Origin of the sequence: Streptomyces sp. NPDC048566 (assembly GCF_043199735.1) — a bacterium.
In the GTDB taxonomy this organism is placed as follows: domain Bacteria; phylum Actinomycetota; class Actinomycetes; order Streptomycetales; family Streptomycetaceae; genus Streptomyces.
This window is the reverse complement of the sequence record NZ_JBICWL010000002.1, coordinates 388,568-408,497: the sequence shown is the minus strand read 5'-3', so window position 1 is coordinate 408,497 and position 19,930 is coordinate 388,568. Positions and strand designations below refer to the sequence as shown.

Below are 19,930 nucleotides of genomic sequence, written 5' to 3'. Positions count from 1 at the left end.
GTGGGGGCCTCGTATCGGTCGATCTTGCTTGATGGCGTGCGCGCAACTCTACGGCGTGCGAAGGGCGCCGTACGGACAACGTACGGCGCCCCGCGTTGCGTTCCGCGTCCCTCGCGGAACACCCGGCTCACATTCCGGCGATCAGCTTCTCCACCCGGTCGTCCACCGCCCGGAAGGGGTCCTTGCACAACACCGTCCGCTGCGCCTGGTCGTTGAGCTTCAGGTGGACCCAGTCGACCGTGAAGTCCCGGCGCTGCTCCTGGGCGCGCCGGATGAAGTCGCCGCGCAGCCGCGCGCGAGTGGTCTGCGGCGGTACCGACTTGCCCTCGAAGATCTTCAAGTCGTTGCAGATCCGGGCTGCTTGCCCCTTCTTCTCCAGCAGGTAGTAGAGGCCGCGACGGCGGTGGATGTCGTGGTAGGCGAGGTCTATCTGCGCGACCCTCGGGTGGGACATGGTCATGTTGTGCTTGGCCCGGTAGCGCTCGATGAGCTGGTACTTCATGACCCAGTCGATCTCGGTGCCGATCCGGTCCAGGTCCTCGGCCTCGATGGAGTCCAGCACCCGGCCCCACAGCTCGAGGACCTGGTCGACGGTCCCGGTGCGGATGCCGCGCCGCTCGACGAAGTCCACGGCCTTCTCGTAGTACTCGCGCTGCACCTCCAGCGCGGAGGCCTCCCGGCCGCTGGCCAGGCGCACCTTGCGGCGGCCCGTGATGTCGTGGCTGACCTCGCGGATCGCCCGGATGGGGTTCTCCAGGGTGAGGTCGCGCATGACGGTGCCGGCCTCGATCATGCGCAGCACGAGGTCGGTGGCGCCGACCTTGAGCAGCATGGTCGTCTCGGACATGTTCGAGTCGCCGACGATCACGTGCAGCCGGCGGTAGCGCTCGGCGTCCGCGTGCGGCTCGTCCCGCGTGTTGATGATGGGCCGGGAGCGGGTCGTCGCGGAGCTGACGCCCTCCCAGATGTGCTCGGCTCGCTGACTGACGCAGTAGACGGCGCCCCGCGGGGTCTGCAGCACCTTGCCGGCACCGCACAGCAACTGCCTCGTCACGAGGAACGGGATGAGGATGTCCGCGAGCCGGGAGAATTCCCCGTGCCGGGCCACCAGATAGTTCTCGTGACAACCATAGGAGTTGCCCGCCGAGTCCGTGTTGTTCTTGAACAGGTAGACGTCGCCCGCGATTCCTTCCTCGTGCAGGCGTCGTTCGGCGTCCACCAGGAGTCCTTCGAGAATGCGCTCGCCGGCCTTGTCGTGGGTGACGAGTTCCGTCACGTTGTCACATTCGGGTGTCGCGTATTCCGGATGTGATCCCACGTCGAGATAGAGGCGGGCGCCGTTCCGCAGAAAGACATTGCTGCTGCGGCCCCATGACACGACACGGCGGAAGAGGTACCGAGCCACCTCGTCGGGAGACAGGCGGCGCTGTCCCCTGAACGTACACGTGACGCCGTACTCGTTCTCCAGCCCGAAAATGCGGCGGTCCATGACTGAACATTACGCCCGATCCCCGGAGCTGAAACGGGGTTCGACGGCACGGTTTGGATCATTTTCCGATGAGACCGCGACGACCGCGCCCCTGCCGGTGGCCGACAGGACCCGCCCGGTGGCCAGCAGAACCACCAGCGCGGCGGCGCCCGCGGCCCCGGGAACGGCGAAACCACGCGCCGCGCCGCCCCATTCCACGACGGGCCCGGCCAGCCCCGTGCCGACCGACGCGCCGACCGTGAACGTCGTCACGAGCCAGGAGAACGCCTCCGTCACCGTGCCCGCCGGGGCGTGCCGGTCCACCAGTACGAAGGCGCACGCGATGCACGGCGCCAGGAACACGCCCGCGAGCGTCGCCAGCGCCGTCATCGCCACCGGGCCCGGCACCAGCGTCAGCGGGAGGTAACACACCGCCAGAAGGGCCACCAGCAGGCGAAGCCGCCGCTCCGGCGCCCCCGTCCACCGCCGCGCCCCGTAGGCCAGGCCGCCGAGCAGCGCGCCCAGCCCGATGCCCGCCATGAGCCAGCCGTACACCGTGTCCCCGCCGTGGTCGTCGGCGTAGGAGAGCGCCGCCACGGTGATCGAGCCGAGCGCCGTGCCCACGAACAGGAACGCGCCGAGCAGGGCCAGCAGGCCGGGCGAGCGCAGCGCACCGAGCCAGTGCGCCTCGCGCGGCGCCGAGCGCCACGCGCGCGAGGGCGGCGAGACGACCACGGAGAGGGCGCCCAGGACACCGACGGCGCCGAGCACCAGGAGCGCGGCGCGCGGAGACCAGAGCGCGGCGCACAGCGTCACGAGCAGAGGGCCGACGGTGAACATCACCTCCTGCGCGACCGCGTCCATGGCGTACGCGGTGTGCACCTGCTCCTCCTCGCCCAGCACGGAGGGCCACAGCGCCCGCAGCCCGCCCTCCAGGGGCGGGGTGAACAGACCCGCCACCGCCATCGCGGCATAGCCGAGGGCCGGCGGGTCGGCGCCCAGGAAGGCGAAGGCGCCCATGCCGAGCGCCGAGACCAGGGCGGCCGGCAACTGCACGCGGGGCTGGCCGTGCAGGTCCACCAGGCGGCCCAGCAGCGGCTGCCCGACCGCGTTCGCCACCCCGTAGACGGCGGCCAGCGCGCCCGCCAGGCTGTACGAGCCCCCCTCGGAGCGGACGAACAGCACCACAGCGATCGCCGCGGTGGCGTTCGGCAGCCGGCCCACCAGCGTGCCGACGAGCAGCCGGGCGGCGTGCCTCGCCCGGAGGATCTCCAGGTATCCCGCTGCCATGCCGAACCCTTTCCGCAGCGCGCGACGGCGCAGGTTTTACGTATAACGTCCGCTGTCATACGTACCATGTGCCCAGTCCGCGAGTCCAGACGAAGGAGCAGGCCGACGGTGGCACGCAGCAGTACGCGCCCCACGAGCCGGGACGTCGCCCGCGCCGCCGGGGTCTCCCAGGCCGCCGTCTCCCTGGTCCTCGGCGACAAGTGGCGCGGCCGGGTCTCCGAGGCGACCGCCGGGCGCGTGCGGGACGCGGCCCGGGAGCTCGGCTACCGGCCCAACCTGGCCGCCCGCAACCTCCGGCTGGGCCGCACCCGCACCGTCCTGCTGGTCGTCCCGGCGCTCACCACCGAGTTCTTCGCCGGCGTCTACACGGGCGCCGCGCGGGTGGCCGCCGACCACGGCTTCGGCGTCGTCCTGTACCCCTCCCCCGAGGGCATCGGCCCCGCCCGGGACCCCTTCGGCTCCGCCCAGGCCGCCCTGGACGGCGTCATCGCCTCCTCCATGGCCGCCGACGCCCTCACCGCCATCCGCGGCGACCAGCTGCCCCTCGTCATGCTGGACAGCGACCCGGCCGGCAGCCACGGCGCCGCGACCGTCAACCTCGACATCAAGGACGGCGTGCGCCAGGTCGCCGACCACCTCCTCGGCCTCGGCCACCGGCGGTTCCTGCACCTCGCCGCCGACATCCCCTCCTGGACCTTCGAGGCGAGGGCCGAGGAGGTTGCGGCCCGCCTGGCCGCGGTCCCGGGAGCCGACCTGCGCACCGCCCGCACCCCCATCTCCTTCGAGGACGCCCTGGCCGCCGCGCACACGGCCCTGTCCGCCCCCGGGCCCCGCCCGACCGCCGTCGTCTGCGACGACGACAAGCTCGCCGCCGGCGCCTACAAGGCCGCCCGCCGCCTGGGTCTGCGCATCCCCGACGACATCTCCGTCACCGGACTCGACGACCTGGCGCTCGCCCGGGCGCTCGACCCCGAACTGACCACGGTCCGCCTGGACGCCGAGCGCTTCGGCGAACAGGGCATGAAGGCCCTGCTCGCCGTCCTGGACGGCCGCACACCTCCCGTCGAGGACATCCCGGTCCACCTGGTCGTACGGGGCTCCACGGCCCCGCCGAGCCCCGCGTAGACGCCACGAGGAACGGGCTGAGCGACCCGGACGCGCCGAAGGGCGCCGCACCGCCCGCCGCCCGCCATACCGGGCCCGGGTGCTGCGGCCCGCCACCGCACCGGAGCCAGGCGCTGCGGCCCGCCCGCCGCACCGGAGCAAGCCCTGCGGCCGGTCGCCGCACGGGAGCCAGGCCCTGCGGCGCCCGCCGCACCGGAGCCAGGTCGTGCGGCCGGTCGCCGCGTCACCCCTCGGCGCCGGTCGCCGCGTCACCCCTCGGCGCCGACCGGCGGGTGCCGGGGGGCGACGTGGGAGGGGCCGCCCCGGCACTCGCCGGAACGGCCCCTCCCGCCGGCCCCTGCCGGGGCCTCACTGCTCGTCGTCGGCGTCCTCCGCCTCGGTCGCGGTCTCCGCGCCACCGGCCTCCAGCAGCCGGGCCAGCTGACGTCCCACGATCCGCTTGAACTTGCGCTGCTGCGGTCGCGTGCGGTCGAGCACCGCGACCTCCAGCCGCTCCGCGGGAATCTCCCGCTCGCCGCCGTTCGCCTCCCGGGACAGCGAGCGGACCGCCAGTTTCAGCGCCTCCGACAGGGACATCCCCTCCCGGTGCTCGGCGTCCAGATAGGTGCTGATCTGCTCCGAGCTGCCGCCGACCGCGACCGAACCGTGCTCGTCCACGATCGAACCGTCGTGCGGCAGCCGGTAGATCTGGTCGCCCTCGGGCGTCTCCCCGACCTCGGCGACCACCAGCTCCACCTCGTAGGGCTTCTCCGCCGCCGACGAGAAGATGGTGCCCAGCGTCTGCGCGTAGACGTTCGCCAGGCCGCGGGCCGTGACGTCGTCCCGGTCGTAGGTGTAGCCGCGCAGGTCGGCGTAGCGCACACCGCCGATCCGGAGGTTCTCGTACTCGTTGTACTTGCCGGCCGCGGCGAAGCCGATCCGGTCGTAGATCTCGCTGAACTTGTGCAGCGCGCGGGACGGGTTCTCGCCGACGAACACGATGCCGTCGGCGTACTGCAGCACGACCAGGCTGCGACCGCGGGCGATGCCCTTGCGGGCGTACTCCGCCCGGTCCGCCATGGCCTGCTGGGGTGAGACATAGAACGGAGTCGACACCGGCTACCCGTCCCTTTCTGTCGAAGTCACTGGATCACCTGCAAGAGGAGAGCGGTCTCAGAGCAGCGCGGCACGCGGGCCGTCGGGGTGCTCCAGGCGTCGCTCCAGGATCGAGCGGGCGATCTCGGAGGACTCCTCGTCCGTCAGCCGGCGGAAGCCGTCCTCGGTGATCACGGTGACGATCGGGTAGATCCTGCGGGCGACGTCGGGACCGCCGGTCGCGGAGTCGTCGTCGGCCGCGTCGTACAGCGCCTGGACGACCAGGGTCGTGGCCTGTTCCGCCGTCAGATCCTTGGCGTAGAGCTTCTTCATGGCACCGCGCGCGAAGAGCGAGCCGGAGCCCGTGGCCGCGTAGCCGTGCTCCTCGGAGCGGCCGCCGGTCACGTCGTAGGAGAAGATGCGGCCCCTCCCCCGGTCCACGTCGTAGCCGGCGAACAGGGGAACCACGGCGAGACCCTGCATGGCCATGCCGAGGTTGGAACGGATCATCGTGGACAGCCGGTTGGCCTTGCCCTCCAGGGAGAGCTGCGCGCCCTCCACCTTCTCGAAGTGCTCCAGCTCCAGCTGGAACAGCTTCACCATCTCGACGGCCAGGCCCGCCGTGCCGGCGATGCCCACCGCCGAGTACTCGTCGGCCGGGAACACCTTCTCGATGTCGCGCTGCGCGATGACGTTGCCCATGGTGGCGCGCCGGTCGCCGGCGAGGACCACACCGCCCGCGAACGTGACGGCCACGATGGTCGTGCCGTGCGGCGCCTCGATGACGCCCTGGACGGGCGGCAGCTGACGCTTTCCGGGGAGCATCTCCGGCTGCTGCTCGGAGAGGAAGTCCATGAAGGACGACGACCCGGGCGTCAGGAAGGCAGCCGGTAGACGCCCGGTGCTACGAGTGTTGGCTTCCACGGGGATCCTTCCAGTAGGCGGCAGCCCGACGAACAGCGTCGGGATCGTCTCCCAACTTGCCGATGGCCGAATTGCAGTTGATGCACGGTACGCCACGGACCCTACCCGCCCCGCGGCGGTGATCCACATGAATGGCCGGAGCTTTCCGGCGGATCGAACGGAGCCGTCTTCCGGGGCCGCGCCGCAGCGTCGCGGTCGTGTCGTGAAGGTACGGGTGCGCCTCGGGTGGCGCGCCCGTCCCAAGGTCGCACCGCACGCGCCCCGCCGTGTGGCCGCCGGTCGCCGACGCCAAGTGACGCCGCCGGCGGCGTACACCTCGGGCCCGCGGCCGACTGCAGGGACCGGCGAGGTCCCGCTGCGCCCGGCAGGCCCCGCGGCCAAGCCCGCGACCGGGCCCGCGGCCCGTCACCGGACGCCCTCCTCGGCGGCGAGGCACGCTCACGGCCCGGTCTCCCCGCACCGTGAGCAGTGCTTCACTCCGTCTCCGCCTCGTCGGCCCGAGGCCCCCGGTCCCGGGGACGCGAGGGCTACTCGCCACCCTTCTGGACGAAGGAGCGGACGAAGTCCTCGGCGTTCTCCTCGAGGACGTCGTCGATCTCGTCCAGAACCGAGTCGACATCGTCGCTCAGCTTCTCCTGGCGTTCCTTGAGGTCGTCGCCGGCCTGCGCGTCCTGCGCCTGCTCCTCGACCTCCTCGGTGGAATGCGTCGCCTTCTGCTGTCCGCCGCCGGTGTCCTTGGTCGCCATAACCCTCACCCCGCTCGGTTCGACGTTCTTGATCAGACCCTACAAGCAGGGTCCGACATCGGCCCCGCAGTTTGCGCAACGTACGGGGGGCATCTCCATGATTCCCGTCCGCCGCCTGTTCCACCCTGCCGTGCCCGCGCGGCCCGCGCCGCCCGGGCGCCGTGCTCACTTGCCCGACAGGACCTTGACCAGGTCTTCCGCCGTTCGACAGCGGTCCAGGAGCTCCTTGACGTGATTACGCGTTCCGCGAAGCGGCTCCAGGGTTGGAACGCGCTGGAGCGAGTCGCGGCCCGGCAGATCGAAGATCACCGAGTCCCAGGAGGCCGCCGCGACGTCGTCCGCGTACTGCTCCAGGCAGCGTCCGCGGAAGTACGCGCGTGTGTCCTCCGGCGGCTTCGTGCGGGCGCGCTCGACGGTGTCCTCGTCCAGCAGGCGCTTCATCCTGCCGCGGGCCGCGAGCCGGTTGTACAGGCCCTTGTCCGCCCGCACGTCGGCGTACTGGAGGTCCAGCAGGTGGAGCTTGGCGGCGTCCCAGTCGAGGCCGTCGCGGCGCCTGTAGCCCTCCATCAGCTCCCGCTTGGCGATCCAGTCGAGCTCGCCGGAGAGGCTCATCGGATCGTTCTCCAGGCGGTTCAGGGTGTCCTCCCAGCGCAGCAGGACGTCCTTGGTCTGGTCGTCGGCGTCCGCCCCGTAGCGCTCCTCGACGTACTTGCGCGACAGCTCGAAGTACTCCATCTGGAGCTGCACCGCGGTGAGTGTGCGACCGCTGCGGAGCGTGACCAGGTGCTTCAGGGTCGGGTCGTGCGAGACCTGGTGGAGCGTGCGCACGGGCTGGTCGACGGCCAGGTCGACGGCGATGAAGCCGTCCTCGATCATGGAGAGCACCAGGGCGGTGGTGCCGAGCTTGAGGTAGGTCGAGATCTCGGAGAGGTTGGCGTCCCCGATGATCACGTGGAGCCGGCGGTACTTCTCCGCGTCCGCGTGCGGCTCGTCGCGCGTGTTGATGATGGGGCGCTTCAGCGTGGTCTCCAGCCCCACCTCCACCTCGAAGTAGTCGGCGCGCTGGCTGAGCTGGAAGCCGTGCTCGTGGCCGTCCTGGCCGATGCCGACGCGGCCGGCCCCGGTGACGACCTGGCGCGAGACGAAGAACGGGGTCAGGTGCCGCACGATGTCCGAGAACGGGGTCTCCCGCTTCATCAGGTAGTTCTCGTGCGTGCCGTAGGAGGCGCCCTTGTTGTCGGTGTTGTTCTTGTAGAGGTGGATCGGCTGGGCGCCGGGGAGCTGGGCGGCGCGTTCGGCGGCCTCGGCCATGATGCGCTCGCCGGCCTTGTCCCACAGGACCGCGTCCCGCGGGTTGGTGACCTCGGGGGCGCTGTACTCCGGGTGCGCGTGGTCGACGTAGAGCCGCGCCCCGTTGGTGAGGATGACATTGGCCAGGCCGATGTCCTCGTCGGTGAGCTGGGTGGAGTCGGCGGCCTCCCGGGCGAGGTCGAAGCCTCGCGCGTCCCGCAGCGGGTTCTCCTCCTCGAAGTCCCAGCGGGCGCGGCGCGCCCGGTGCATCGCCGCCGCGTAGGCGTTGACGATCTGGGACGAGGTGAGCATGGCATTGGCGTTCGGGTGGCCGGGGACGGAGATCCCGTACTCCGTCTCGATGCCCATTACTCGCCGTACGGTCATGCGGCCCTCCTTGCCCGGCGGCGCCCTCGGTCGGGAGCGCCGCTCAAGTCCCGCCGGCGCTCCGATGCGTGTGCGGTGCCCGTCCCCGCACTGCGCGACTCGGCGGTACGAACGAGCCTAGAACGCCTTTGCGCTGGTGGGGAGATCATTTGCGTCATTGCTGTGTTCCGGCCGTGAGCGGAAAAGCAGTCGGCTGCGGGTACCCGCGACGGGCACCCGCAGCCGCCCCGCTTCCTACAGGTACTGGCCGGTGTTGGCCACCGTGTCGATGGAGCGTCCGGTGTCCGCGCCCTGCTTTCCGGTGATGAGCGTACGGATGTACACGATCCGCTCGCCCTTCTTTCCGGAGATCCGGGCCCAGTCGTCCGGGTTGGTGGTGTTCGGCAGGTCCTCGTTCTCCTTGAACTCGTCCACGCATGCCTGGAGGAGGTGGGAGACGCGAAGGCCCTTCTGGCTGTGCTCCAGGAAGTCCTTGATGGCCATCTTCTTGGCGCGGCCGACGATGTTCTCGATCATGGCGCCGGAGTTGAAGTCCTTGAAGTAGAGGACTTCCTTGTCACCGTTGGCGTAGGTGACCTCCAGGAAGCGGTTCTCCTCCGATTCGGCGTACATCTGCTCCACGGCGGTCTGGATCATGCCGTGGACGGTGGCCGCCCGGTCGCCGCCGTGCTCCCCGACGTCCTCGGAGTGCAGGGGGAGACGCTCGGTGAGGTACTTCTGGAAGATGTCCTTCGCCGCTTCGGCGTCCGGACGCTCGATCTTGATCTTCACGTCGAGGCGGCCGGGGCGCAGGATGGCGGGGTCGATCATGTCCTCGCGGTTCGAGGCGCCGATGACCACCACGTTCTGCAGGCCCTCCACGCCGTCGATCTCGGCGAGCAGCTGGGGGACGATGGTGTTCTCCACGTCCGAGCTGACACCGGATCCGCGGGTGCGGAAGAGGGACTCCATCTCGTCGAAGAAGACGATGACGGGGGTGCCCTCGCTGGCCTTCTCACGGGCACGCTGGAAGACGAGGCGGATCTGCCGCTCGGTCTCGCCGACGTACTTGTTGAGCAGCTCGGGGCCCTTGATGTTGAGGAAGAAGCTCTTGCCGGTGGCCTGACCGGTCACCTCGGCGACCTTCTTGGCCAGCGAGTTGGCCACGGCCTTGGCGATGAGCGTCTTGCCGCATCCGGGGGGCCCGTAGAGCAGGACGCCCTTGGGCGGCCGCAGCTCGTGCTCCTTGAAGAGGTCGGGGTAGAGGTAGGGGAGCTCGACGGCGTCGCGGATCATCTCGATCTGGCCGCCCAGACCGCCGATCTGCTCGTAGCCGATGTCCGGGACCTCTTCGAGGACGAGTTCCTCGACCTCGCTCTTCGGAACGATTTCGTAGACGTAACCGGATCGGGGTTCCAGGAGGAGGGCGTCACCGGGACGGATGGTGACGTCCAGGAGCGGCTCGGCGAGCCGCACCACCCGTTCCTCGTCGGTGTGCCCCACCACCAGGGCGCGCTCGCCGTCCTCGAGGATCTCCTTGAGGGTGACGATGTCGCCGACGCTCTCGTACTCCATGGCCTCGACCACGTTGAGAGCCTCGTTCAGCATCACTTCCTGGCCGCGCCGGAGCTCCTCGAGCTCCACGCTGGGGCTGACGTTCACCCGGAGCTTGCGGCCCCCGGTGAAGATGTCCGCCGTGCCGTCCTCGTTCGCCACGAGGAAGACGCCGAAGCCGGCCGGCGGCTGCGCGAGCCGGTCGACCTCTTCCTTGAGGGCCACGATCTGGTCGCGGGCCTCACGGAGCGTGTTCGCGAGACGCTCGTTCTGCGCGGACACGCCGGCCAGGTTGGTCTGCAGCTCGACGATCCGCTCTTCGAGAATCCTCGTGTGCCGCGGAGAGTCGGCGAGCTTGCGTCGCAGGACGGCGATCTCCTGCTCAAGGTAGGCAATCTGCCCGGCGGGGTCATCGGACCCTCGTCCCGGGCGGATGCCGCGGTTCATGTCGTCGTCGTGGGCTGCCACGGTCCTCACCTCCTCCAAGGGGAGCTGGACGCTTCCAGACCCTACCTGGGTGGGTGTCGATTGAAACCCCTAGATCACAAAGACGGTCGGGGTGTGTCCGATCTTCACCCTTGCGCTCTCCCTCACGCCAGGGGAATACCCACCGAACATGATTGGGAAGCGGGCGGAGGTAGGGTCGAAGTGTTCAACACCCGCCAGAGCTGGCCCGATTCCCCCATTATCGGTTCGCTCGGCGCAGAAAACGGCAGGAGAAATGACCGTGCAGCAGGAGGCCGGAGCCGACGGCGAGGCGCTTGAGGTCTGGATCGACCAGGATCTGTGTACGGGCGACGGGATCTGTGTCCAGTACGCCCCCGAGGTCTTTGAGCTGGACATCGACGGTCTGGCCTATGTGAAGGGCGACGACGACGAGCTGCTGCAGTCCGCGGGAGCCACAACGCCCGTACCGCTGCCGCTTCTGCGGGACGTGGCGGACTCGGCGAAGGAATGTCCGGGAGACTGCATCCACGTCCGTCGGGTTTCGGACAAGGTCGAGGTGTACGGGCCCGACGTGGAGTGACGCGTGGGGTACCGCCCGTGGCGGCCGGGGGCGGCCCCGTCCGCCGCGTACACCCCCCGCGCCGCGCGGCCCGGGCGGCCGGCGGCCGTCCTTTCGCACCCTCCGCTCCGGCGGGGGGTGCTTCCGTGCGGGGGCGCTCCGCCCGGCGCGGTGGCCCGGAACCGGCCCCGTTCCGGGCCGGGGTGAACGGGCCCGAGGGGGCGCTTTCAGACGCTCCGCGCGCCGGCCGGGGTGGAGCGGACGAACGCGCCGTTCCTCCACTGCCACTTGGCCTGCTCCGTGACGTCCGGGCAGCAACTCGGGACGTCGAGGGAGGAGTAGCCGAGGACGGTGGCGGTGACGGCTGCGTCACGGACGGCGAAGTCGGTGACGGTGAGGCGGTCCTTGGGCTCGATCAGGGTGGCGACGACGCGGGGTTTCCCGGCGTCCTCACCCTGCGTGAGGACGTAGACCCCGTTGGGCGGGGTGCCGGAGCCGGCGTCGCAGCGGACGACGGCGACCGTCTCGGGGCGCCCGTCGCCGTCGAGGTCCCCGGACGCCTTCTTCGTGACGAGCGCCTTGGCCGGCCCGCAGGTGATCGGGAAGTCGACGCCGGACGGGTCGGGCGCGGCGGCGGGGGCAGCCGCCCGGGCCGCTCCCCCGGCGGGCTGCGCGGCCCTCGCCGGATCGGGCTGGAGCACCGTGGAGAGCGCGACGACTCCGGCGATGGCGGTGGCCGTGGCGACCCACTGGAGCGGGCTGGTGTGCGTGTGTGCCAGTTCCGGGACGGCGGATTGCTGCACTAGGAGTGTCTCCCGTGAGGGGCTGTGCCGGTGGGGGTGGGGTGTCCCGCATGGTGCCACACGTCACAGTCCCTGGGAACGGCGGGGTCAGGACTTTCGAGCGGTTCCCGGCCTTCCGGGGTGCCGCCGACGGCGGCCCCGGGGCGCGGCACCGTCCGGGGGGGGCGGGGCCGCCGGGCGCCCGGCCCCGGCCGGCGTGCGCCGGGCGGGGCGTGGAGCCCCGTCGAGGCGCGTCGGGCCGGTGGCTCCCGCGCCCGTGTGCCGGGCTCGCCCCGCGCCGGTGTCCCCGGCCGACCGCCGCGCCGGGGCCGGATTCAACGCGGAAGCGCTGTGGCCGAGTTCCCCGGGACATTCGGGAACTCGGCCACGGTCGGGGTGCGTTGTCTCGTCAGCGGCCGGATCCGCCGTCGGCGTTGGGGCCGGCGTAGTCCTCGCCGTAGGCGCCCTTGGCGGGGCGGCGGCGGCGCATGGGCGGCTCGACGCCGTCGGCGAGGCGCCGGGCGGTGAGCAGGAAGCCGGTGTGGCCGATCATGCGGTGGTCCGGGCGGACGGCCAGGCCCTCGATGTGCCAGTTGCGGATCATCGATTCCCAGGCGGTCGGCTCGTTGAAGGAGCCGATCTCGCGGATCGACTCGACGGTCCGCGCGAGCTGGGTCGTGGTCGCCACGTAGCAGCAGAGGATGCCGCCGGGGACGAGCGCCTTGGAGACGGCCTCCAGGCACTCCCAGGGGGCGAGCATGTCGAGGATGACGCGGTCCACGTCGGTGTCGCTCAGGTTGTCCTGGAGGTCGCCCACGGTGAGCTGCCAGGCGGGGTGCGGGCCCCCGAAGTAGCGCTCGACGTTCTGCCGGGCGATCTCGGCGAAGTCCTCGCGGCGCTCGTAGGAGTGCAGCATGCCCTGGTCGCCGATGGCGCGGAGCAGGAAGCTGCTGAGCGATCCGGAGCCGACGCCCGCCTCCACGACGCGCGCGCCGGGGAAGATGTCGGCGAAGGCCAGGATCTGCCCCGCGTCCTTGGGGTAGACCACGGCGGCACCGCGGGGCATGGACAGGACGTAGTCGGGGAGCAGGGGGCGCAGCGCGAGGTAGGCGACGTTTCCGGTGGTGCGGACAACGCTGCCCTCGGGAGCGCCGATCAGCTCGTCGTGGGGGAAGGAACCCTTGTGGGTGTGGAAGTTCTTCCCGGCCTCGAGCGTGAACGTGTAGTGGCGGCCCTTGGGGTCGGTCAGCTGAACCTGGTCCCCGACCTTGAAGGGCCCGCGCCTGCGGGCGGCACCGGTCGGTTCGGACATGTGACCAGCCTACCGGTCCGCCGGGAGGCCGCCGACCACGCGGGTGGTCAGGCGGGGCGGGCCATGGCCTTGACGAAGGCGCGTTCCACGTCGGCGGCGGACAGGACGCCGTAGATCTCCCCGGAGTCCTCCACCACGAGGTACTCGGTGGCGGGGGTGGCGCGCAGGACGTCGAGGAGTTCCTCGCCGGCCAGTTCGGCCGAGACGCGCATGCCGTCGGTGAGGTCCTGGGCGAGACCGCTGACCGCCACCCACGGGCGCCGGTGCTCGGGGACGCCGACGATGGCGGCCTCGCGCACCAGGGAGAGGGGTTCGCCGTCGGTGTCGACGACGACGAGGGCGCGCGCTCCGGCGTCGTTGGCGCGGCGCAGGGCCTCGGAGAGGGGGGTGCCGGTCTCGACGGGGACCGCGCGCCGGGTGAGCGAGCGGGCGCGGAGTTCGGGGAGGTGTTCGCGCAGGCGGGCCATCCGGAGGCTGTTGCCGGCCCCGGTCCAGATGATCGCCGCGAGGATGGCGGCGAGCAGCGCGTCCGTGACGGTGTCCATGCCGCTGCTGTCCTCGGGGGCGGAGCCGAGCAGCGAGGTCTGGGTGAGCAGGGGCAGGCCGACCAGGACGGACACGGCGAGGGCGCGGCCGACCCAGGCGGCGGCGACGGTGCCGCTCATCGGCCTGCCGGTGATCTTCCACACGACCGCGCGGAGCATCCGGCCGCCGTCGAGGGGCAGACCGGGCAGCAGGTTGAAGGCGGCGACGATGAGGTTGGAGATCATCAGCCCGGCGAGCAGGACGCCGGGGACGGTGCCGGGCTCGACCGGGAGCAGCGCGAGGTAGAAGACGCCGGCCAGCACGAGGGAGAGCAGGGGCCCGACGAAGGCCAGCACGAACTCGCGGCCCGGGGTCTCGGCCTCCTTCTCGATCTCGGAGACACCGCCGAAGAACTGGAGCTGGATGCGGCGCACCGGCAGCTTGAAGCGCAGGGCGGCGACGGTGTGGGCGAGTTCGTGGACCAGGACGGAGGCGTAGAAGGCGACGGCGAAGAACAGGGAGACCAGGTAGCGGGCGGCGCCGAGTTCGGGCAGGACGCGGTCGAGCTGGCCGCCGAACACCCAGGTGATGAGGGCGGCGACGAGGAACCAGCTCGGCGCGACGTACACCGGGACGCCGAAGGGGCGTCCCATCAGCAGGCCGCCGCCGGGCTCGTTGCGGCGCCGGGGCGGGCGTCCGCCGCGGCCTCGGCCGCCGCCCGGGGCACCGCCGCCGGCCGGCCGGCCGTCGCCGCTGTGGGCGAGTGTCCGGTGCGCCGGGGCCTGCCGGGGGCCCGACGCGTCGGGCGTGCCGGGGCCGGCGGGCTCCCGGCGGTCCTGGTCCGGGTGGGGCGGCGGGGGCTGCGCGGCCGAGGGGCGGTCCTCGTGGCCGTCGCTCCCGGGCGCCGGGCGGTCGCGGGTCTCCGGGTCGTCGTCGCCCTCGGCGGCGGGCCGGGCGTGCGCCGCGCCGCCGCCGGGCGTCGCGGGAGCGGAGTCGCCGCGCGGCGGGGTGCCGGGTTCCGTGTCCGGCGCGGAGCCGGCCGACGGCCCGGGATCGGCCGGGGCCGTGCCGCCGCCGGGCGCCGCGTCCCCGGCGTCGTGTCCGGGGTCCGCGGGACCGGTTCCGGTGGGGGTCTCGGGTCCGGCCGGCCCGGGGCGCGGGGTGTCGGCGGCCGGGCCGGCGGACGCTCCGGGCCTGCCGTGGCCCTCGGTCGTCCCACCGGTGCCGGACCGCGGCTGCCCGTTCCCGCCGCTCTCGTCCACGATGTCCCCTCGTTCGAAGCGTCTCCCGCCGCGATCCGACGGAGCGGGAGGGTCTGCCGTCGATGGTATGCGTCCGTCGCGGCGCGTTCCGCCCCGGCACCCCCTCTGTTTTTCGTGCCGTCGCCCGGGTGGAGCCCGGCCTCGGCGGTGTCCGGACCGCGGGGTGGGCGGTCGCCCGGGGCGCCGGGCCGGGGCCGGTGGCGGGCCGGGCGGACCGGCGGGGCACCCGCCCCGTGCGGCGTCGGCACGCGGGAGGCCCGTTGTCGGTCCCGGGCCGTAAGGTCTGTCGTCATGGATACGAGCACCGAGGGCGCCGCGCCCGAAGAGGCGGCCCGGGCCGACGCGCCCGCGGCCGAGGCGCCGGCCCCGGCGGCCGCCCGCCCGCCCACCTCGCTGTCGCCCTCGCGTGCCGGGGACTTCATGCAGTGTCCTCTGCTCTACCGCTTCCGGGTGATCGACAAGCTGCCGGAGAAGCCGAGCGCGGCGGCGACCCGGGGCACCCTGGTGCACGCGGTGCTGGAGCGGCTGTTCGACGCGCCGGCCGCGGACCGGACCGCGCCGCGCGCCAAGGCGCTGATCCCCGGTCAGTGGGACCGGCTGCGCGAGAGCCGCCCGGAGGTCGTCGAGCTGTTCGCCGACGATCCGGAGGGAGAGCGCCTCGCGGGCTGGCTCGCCGAGGCGGAACAGCTGGTGGAGCGGTGGTTCACCCTGGAGGACCCCTCCCGGCTGGAGCCGGCGGAGCGTGAGCTGTTCGTGGAGGCGCGGCTGGACTCGGGCCTCACCCTGCGCGGCATCATCGACCGGGTGGACATGGCCCCGACGGGCGAGGTCCGCATCGTCGACTACAAGACCGGCAAGGCGCCCCGCCCGGAGTACGCCGAGAGCGCCCTGTTCCAGATGAAGTTCTACGCGCTGGTGGTGTGGCGCCTGAAGCGGGTGGTCCCGCGCCGTCTGCAACTGGTCTACCTCGGCAGCGGCGACGTGCTGACGTACGACCCCGTGGTCGCCGATCTGGAGCGGGTGGAGCGCAAGCTGCTGGCGCTGTGGGAGGCGATCCGGCGGGCCACGGAGACGGGCGAGTGGCGACCGCGGCCCACCAAGCTGTGCGGCTGGTGCGACCACCAGGCGGTGTGCCCGGAATTCGGCGGTACTCCCCCGCCCTACCCGCTGCCGGTCGGGGCGCCCGGGTCGGGACCGGTCGAGCAGGGCAGAATGGGGCCGGACTAGCGAAGGAGACTCACGTGGCCATCCGCGTCCTACTCGTCGACGACCAGCCGCTGCTGCGCACCGGGTTCCGGATGATTCTGGAGGCGGAGCCGGATCTCGCGGTCGTCGGCGAGGCCGGTGACGGTCTCCAGGCGCTCGACCAGGTGCGTGCGCTGCAGCCCGACGTGGTGCTCATGGACATCCGCATGCCGCGGATGGACGGTGTCGAGGCGACCCGTCAGATCACCGGCCCCGGCCGGGACGGACCGGCGAAGGTGCTCGTCCTGACCACCTTCGACCTCGACGAGTACGTGGTGGAGGCGCTGCGCGCGGGTGCCAGCGGCTTCCTCCTGAAGGACGCGCCGGCCAACGAACTGGTGCAGGCGATCAGGGTGGTCGCCGGGGGCGAGGCGATGCTGGCGCCGAGCATCACGCGCCGGCTGCTGGACAAGTACGCGGGCCATCTGCCGTCCGGTGAGGAGCCGGTGCCGGACACCCTGCACACGTTGACGGACCGTGAGGTCGAGGTGCTGAAGCTGGTGGCGCGCGGTCTGTCCAACGCGGAGATCGCGGCGGACCTGTTCGTCAGCGAGACCACCGTCAAGACGCACGTCGGGCACGTCCTGACGAAGCTCGGACTGCGCGACCGGGTGCAGGCCGCGGTCTACGCCTACGAGAGCGGCCTGGTGCGCCCCGGCGCGCAGTGACGCCGGATTCCCGCCGGGAAACCGGCGGTGCGGTCGGTGCGCGACACGGGAGCGGGCGCCCGCTCCCCTCGGGGGACGGGCCGTCTGTGCCGTGGACGGGGCGGATCAGCCCTTCTTGATCTCCCAGAGAAGATGCGTGAGACGCCGCAGTCCGCACACAGTCCTCAGAACATCCGGTCGGGACCGTCATGCGCGATCGCTGCCATCCGGAAAGGGCCGGGTCCACGACCCACAGCAACGTTCGTCGCGGGTCGTGGACCCGGCTGAAGGCGAGGCGCTCGCCGCCCTTGCGGTTGTCCTTGCCGCCGACCGAGTCGGACGGAGAATCCCGTACGTCGTTCCAGGTGACACTGGCTTCCGAGTACCTGGGTGGAGACCTGAAACGCAGGTCTCCACCTGCCTCTTGACGCAACAGACAGAGGCACCCCCCACCCTGAAATGCCAAGGTGTCACATGCCCATTTCGATGTCCGAATGCTCCTTCTCCTATCGGCGCAGACGCCCGGTGCTGCGCGATCTCAGCTATACGCTGCCGCCCGGGCGGACCGTACTTCTGGGGCCGAACGGAGCGGGAAAGAGTACCCTGTTGAGTTTGTGCGCATCTGCGCTGCGCCCCGATTCCGGCTCCGTCACCTACGGCGGCCTGAGCACCGGCCGGCGTCGCGCGCTGCCAGCGTTCCGTAGGCGCGTGGCATGGATGCCTCAGCAGGTGGAGTACGTGCAGGGGCTCACGGCCCGGGACCAGGTCGCGTATTCCGGTTGGCTCAAGGGGATGGCCCGGCGCGAGGCGTGGCGTCAGGCCCTCCGGGCCCTGAATCGCGTGGAGTTGGCCGATCGGGCGAATGACAGGGTCCAGGAGCTCTCCGGGGGGCAACAGCGGCGCGTCGCCGTCGCACAGGCACTCGTGCACGACGCAGAGGTCCTTCTCCTCGATGAGCCGACGGCGGGCATGGATCCCCGGCAGCGTCAGGTCTTCCACCGGATTCTCGCCGATCTGTCGCAGGACGTGCACATCGTTCTCTCCACCCATGACACCTCGGACATCGCCAACTCGTACGACTCGGTCGTGGTTCTGCTGGACGGTCAGGTGCGCTTCTCGGGAACGGTGGTGGACTTCCTCTCCCACGCGAGCGCGACGGCGACATCCGACGAGCAGCGGGCCACCTCCGCTTATCAGGCCTTCACCGAGATCGATGGGGCGATCTCGTGGTGAACCGATTCCCCTTCGCTCGGCACTCGGCCGCCATCGGGCTCGGAGCCCCGACGGTGGCTCTGGCCGTCTACTTCACCGCCTACCAGCCCATGCCGTTCACCGGCGAGGATTCCATCGTCGTGGTCTCGGTGGCCCTGAGGGTCGCCGCGCTGGGAATCGCCCTGGTGGCCGCCTGGGACGCGGGGAGGCTTCGCCAGGCTCGGATCACCGCCGCCCCCTCCACCCGCCACCTGCTGCGCATATTCGTCGATGCGATGGCCCCCACCCTGGCCCTGGTCATCATCAGTTGGGTGGCGTCCTTCCTGTTGGTGATCAGCTACCTGGGAGGCCCCGCACCAGGTTTCCACGACACCGTTCCCGTGGTCCGAAGTCTTGCGATCCCCTTCAGCGCAGTGGCAGTCGGCTTCCTCCTCGGGCTCTGCCTTCCGCCCGTCGTCGCCCGTCCCCTCGCGGTGGTGATCACGGCGCTGTGGGTCTTCGTCGCCTACACGCTGGGTGTCCCATGGCTGAGGGCGATATCCGGATTCGACATGAGCACTCCGACGTATACGGATGTCGTGGACCGCTCCTACCTCATGGCACCGGCGATCCTGGCTCTCGGGCTGCTGCTCGGTGTTGTCGCGGTCAGCCTGCTCTCACGTCCGACGCTGCGCGCCGGTGCCGTGGCCTGCTGTGTCCTCGCGGGCTTCGGGGCGTCGTATCCGCTGGTGAGTGATGCCCCGCGCTACGCCGACCCCACCGTCCCCCGCACGTGGGCGACGACGTGTGAGCGAACCGCCCCGGTGATCTGTGTGCCCGGCGAGTTCGCCGACGACATCCCCGCGCTGCACCGCTCCGCTCAGCACGCGCTGCCCCGCCTGCGCGAGGTCGGGTTCACCCCACCCCGGAAACTGGCCTTCGTCTCGGAGGATCTACCGGCGGCACGCGACACCTGGCGAACCGCCCTCCAGAAGCCGGTGACCCGCCATCGCAGTCGGGCCGTCTATGTCAGCGCCTTGGTTCCGACAGGGCTCCACGACTGCCCGAACCTGCCTGACGACTACGTCTATCCGGGGCGCGGAGCCGCTTCCGCCTGGATCGGCCTGACGGTCGGGATGTCGGAGGCGGAGGCCGCCCGCAGCTACGGGCCCGGTGGCGTCTACCGGGCACGTTGGGTGCGCAGTCTCCCCAAGGCGAAGCAGTACGCCTGGTACAAGCAGCAGTTGGGATACCTCGAGTCCTGCGACGAGCAGGTCCACGAGAAGGCCCGGGCGGGAGCCAAGGCCGAGAACGAACGGGGCCGGGCGCTGGGACCGCAGGTGGAGGATCCGGCCGGCATGGCACCGGAGGTGAACCGTTGACCCTGTGGGCGCGCGCACGAAGAATCTGGCTGCTGCCTGTAGCCCTGTTCGCCTGGACGCTCCTTCTTGTGCTCGTGCGCGACGACGTGGCGAAGGTTCCCCAGATCGCAGCGCAGGGCACCTTCTCGATCAAGCTGATGAACTTCGTCCCGCTCATCCTGTGCATCCCGACGATGTACTGCATGAGCCGGCGCCTCACCGCCACCGAGACCACGGCGGCGCGAGCGGTCACCGCGGTTGACCGGCTGACTCTCCTGCTCCTGGGGGTGAGCACGGCGGGACTGGGCTTTGCGCTCGGGGATTTCCTGGACATGCCGACGGCGGTGGCGGGCGGACGGAACACCGTCATGGTGCTGGGCCTCGCTCTCCTCGTACGCAGCCGGTACGGCCCGATCGCCGGCGGTGCGGCGGCGACCATGTTCGTGATGGTCAGCATTGTCACCGGCCTGGCGGGAGACCAGAGGCCGTACCCGTGGGCGGTTCTCCTGACGGAGTCCACCAGCGTCGTGGCGGCAGTCGTGGCGGCGGTCAGCTTCACCGCCGGTCTGATCACCATGTCGTATCACCGACAGATACCGGGGTGACGTGCCCCTTGGGCTGAGGACCGAGGATTCCGGCCGGCCCCTGCCACCTGCTGCGCGAGGAAGGGGCCGCGAGCCCGTCCAGCTACCGCACTTGGTGACCCGGGACCTGCGCCACTTCTACGCCTCCGCGCTCGATGTGGGGGGCACGATGCGTGAG

18 protein-coding genes are annotated in these 19,930 nt (G+C 71.4%); 7 read left to right on the top strand and 11 right to left on the bottom strand.

Translation table 11 applies throughout. The features are described from left to right. Positions 1-127: 127 nt before the first annotated feature. Both pafA and ACGFS9_RS05635 read right to left on the bottom strand, forming a co-directional pair. On the bottom strand, positions 128-1,489 hold the full coding sequence (gene pafA, locus ACGFS9_RS05640; protein ID WP_393251033.1) for a Pup--protein ligase: 1,362 nt from the start codon (positions 1,487-1,489) through the stop codon (positions 128-130). Between the two features lie 9 nt (positions 1,490-1,498). Continuing rightward, a complete protein-coding gene (locus ACGFS9_RS05635) occupies positions 1,499-2,758 on the bottom strand; it encodes an MFS transporter (RefSeq protein WP_393251032.1) in 1,260 nt (419 codons plus the stop codon). A 108-nt stretch (positions 2,759-2,866) separates the two neighbouring features. Between ACGFS9_RS05635 and ACGFS9_RS05630 the strand changes: the two genes are divergently transcribed. Continuing rightward, entirely contained in the window at positions 2,867-3,883 is a 1,017-nt protein-coding gene (locus tag ACGFS9_RS05630) for a LacI family DNA-binding transcriptional regulator (RefSeq protein WP_393251031.1), read from the top strand. Between the two features lie 348 nt (positions 3,884-4,231). On the opposite strand, the gene prcA is transcribed toward ACGFS9_RS05630, so the two are convergent. From prcA to arc, 6 genes are all read right to left on the bottom strand, one after another. Further along, positions 4,232-4,978 carry a proteasome subunit alpha gene (gene prcA / locus ACGFS9_RS05625; RefSeq protein ID WP_393251030.1) on the bottom strand — a complete coding sequence of 249 codons (747 nt, stop codon included), beginning with the start codon at positions 4,976-4,978 and terminating at the stop codon, positions 4,232-4,234. A 57-nt stretch (positions 4,979-5,035) separates the two neighbouring features. After that, positions 5,036-5,881, bottom strand: coding sequence for a proteasome subunit beta (gene prcB, locus ACGFS9_RS05620; protein WP_393251029.1), 846 nt, complete (start codon positions 5,879-5,881; stop codon positions 5,036-5,038). Continuing rightward, positions 5,862-6,500, bottom strand: a complete 639-nt coding sequence (locus ACGFS9_RS05615) for an endonuclease domain-containing protein (protein ID WP_393251028.1) — start codon at positions 6,498-6,500, stop codon at positions 5,862-5,864. Before ACGFS9_RS05615 ends, prcB begins: the two co-directional genes overlap by 20 nt. After that, positions 6,409-6,627 (bottom strand): ubiquitin-like protein Pup, encoded by a 219-nt coding sequence (locus ACGFS9_RS05610; RefSeq protein WP_393251027.1) that lies wholly within the window; start codon positions 6,625-6,627, stop codon positions 6,409-6,411. The genes ACGFS9_RS05615 and ACGFS9_RS05610 overlap by 92 nt, the downstream gene beginning before the upstream one ends. Before the next feature lie 165 nt (positions 6,628-6,792). Beyond that, a complete protein-coding gene (gene dop, locus ACGFS9_RS05605; RefSeq protein WP_393251026.1) occupies positions 6,793-8,304 on the bottom strand; it encodes a depupylase/deamidase Dop in 1,512 nt (503 codons plus the stop codon). A 234-nt stretch (positions 8,305-8,538) separates the two neighbouring features. Then, a complete protein-coding gene (gene arc, locus ACGFS9_RS05600; RefSeq protein ID WP_393251025.1) occupies positions 8,539-10,305 on the bottom strand; it encodes a proteasome ATPase in 1,767 nt (588 codons plus the stop codon). A gap of 253 nt (positions 10,306-10,558) precedes the next feature. Here arc and ACGFS9_RS05595 point away from each other — a divergent pair, with 253 nt between their 5' ends. Next, positions 10,559-10,864 (top strand): ferredoxin, encoded by a 306-nt coding sequence (locus tag ACGFS9_RS05595; RefSeq protein ID WP_393251024.1) that lies wholly within the window; start codon positions 10,559-10,561, stop codon positions 10,862-10,864. 206 nt (positions 10,865-11,070) lie between these two features. Here the strand turns inward: ACGFS9_RS05595 and ACGFS9_RS05590 are convergent, their stop codons facing one another. From ACGFS9_RS05590 to ACGFS9_RS05580, 3 genes are all read right to left on the bottom strand, one after another. After that, entirely contained in the window at positions 11,071-11,646 is a 576-nt protein-coding gene (locus ACGFS9_RS05590) for a hypothetical protein (RefSeq protein WP_393251023.1), read from the bottom strand. A gap of 388 nt (positions 11,647-12,034) precedes the next feature. Next, on the bottom strand, positions 12,035-12,937 hold the full coding sequence (locus ACGFS9_RS05585; protein ID WP_393251022.1) for a tRNA (adenine-N1)-methyltransferase: 903 nt from the start codon (positions 12,935-12,937) through the stop codon (positions 12,035-12,037). 47 nt (positions 12,938-12,984) lie between these two features. Further along, on the bottom strand, positions 12,985-14,724 hold the full coding sequence (locus tag ACGFS9_RS05580) for a site-2 protease family protein (RefSeq protein WP_393251021.1): 1,740 nt from the start codon (positions 14,722-14,724) through the stop codon (positions 12,985-12,987). Between the two features lie 291 nt (positions 14,725-15,015). Between ACGFS9_RS05580 and ACGFS9_RS05575 the strand changes: the two genes are divergently transcribed. From ACGFS9_RS05575 to ACGFS9_RS05555, 5 genes are all read left to right on the top strand, one after another. After that, positions 15,016-15,951 (top strand): RecB family exonuclease, encoded by a 936-nt coding sequence (locus ACGFS9_RS05575; protein WP_393251020.1) that lies wholly within the window; start codon positions 15,016-15,018, stop codon positions 15,949-15,951. A gap of 14 nt (positions 15,952-15,965) precedes the next feature. Then, a complete protein-coding gene (locus ACGFS9_RS05570; RefSeq protein WP_358817116.1) occupies positions 15,966-16,637 on the top strand; it encodes a response regulator transcription factor in 672 nt (223 codons plus the stop codon). Positions 16,638-17,090: 453 nt separating this feature from the next. Further along, positions 17,091-17,849 (top strand): ATP-binding cassette domain-containing protein, encoded by a 759-nt coding sequence (locus ACGFS9_RS05565; RefSeq protein WP_393251019.1) that lies wholly within the window; start codon positions 17,091-17,093, stop codon positions 17,847-17,849. Continuing rightward, the gene (locus tag ACGFS9_RS05560; RefSeq protein ID WP_393251018.1) at positions 17,846-19,189 is read left to right on the top strand and encodes a hypothetical protein; all 1,344 of its coding nucleotides are present in this window, start codon (positions 17,846-17,848) and stop codon (positions 19,187-19,189) included. The genes ACGFS9_RS05565 and ACGFS9_RS05560 overlap by 4 nt, the downstream gene beginning before the upstream one ends. Beyond that, the gene (locus ACGFS9_RS05555; protein ID WP_393251017.1) at positions 19,186-19,773 is read left to right on the top strand and encodes a hypothetical protein; all 588 of its coding nucleotides are present in this window, start codon (positions 19,186-19,188) and stop codon (positions 19,771-19,773) included. Before ACGFS9_RS05560 ends, ACGFS9_RS05555 begins: the two co-directional genes overlap by 4 nt. Positions 19,774-19,930: the final 157 nt, after the last annotated feature.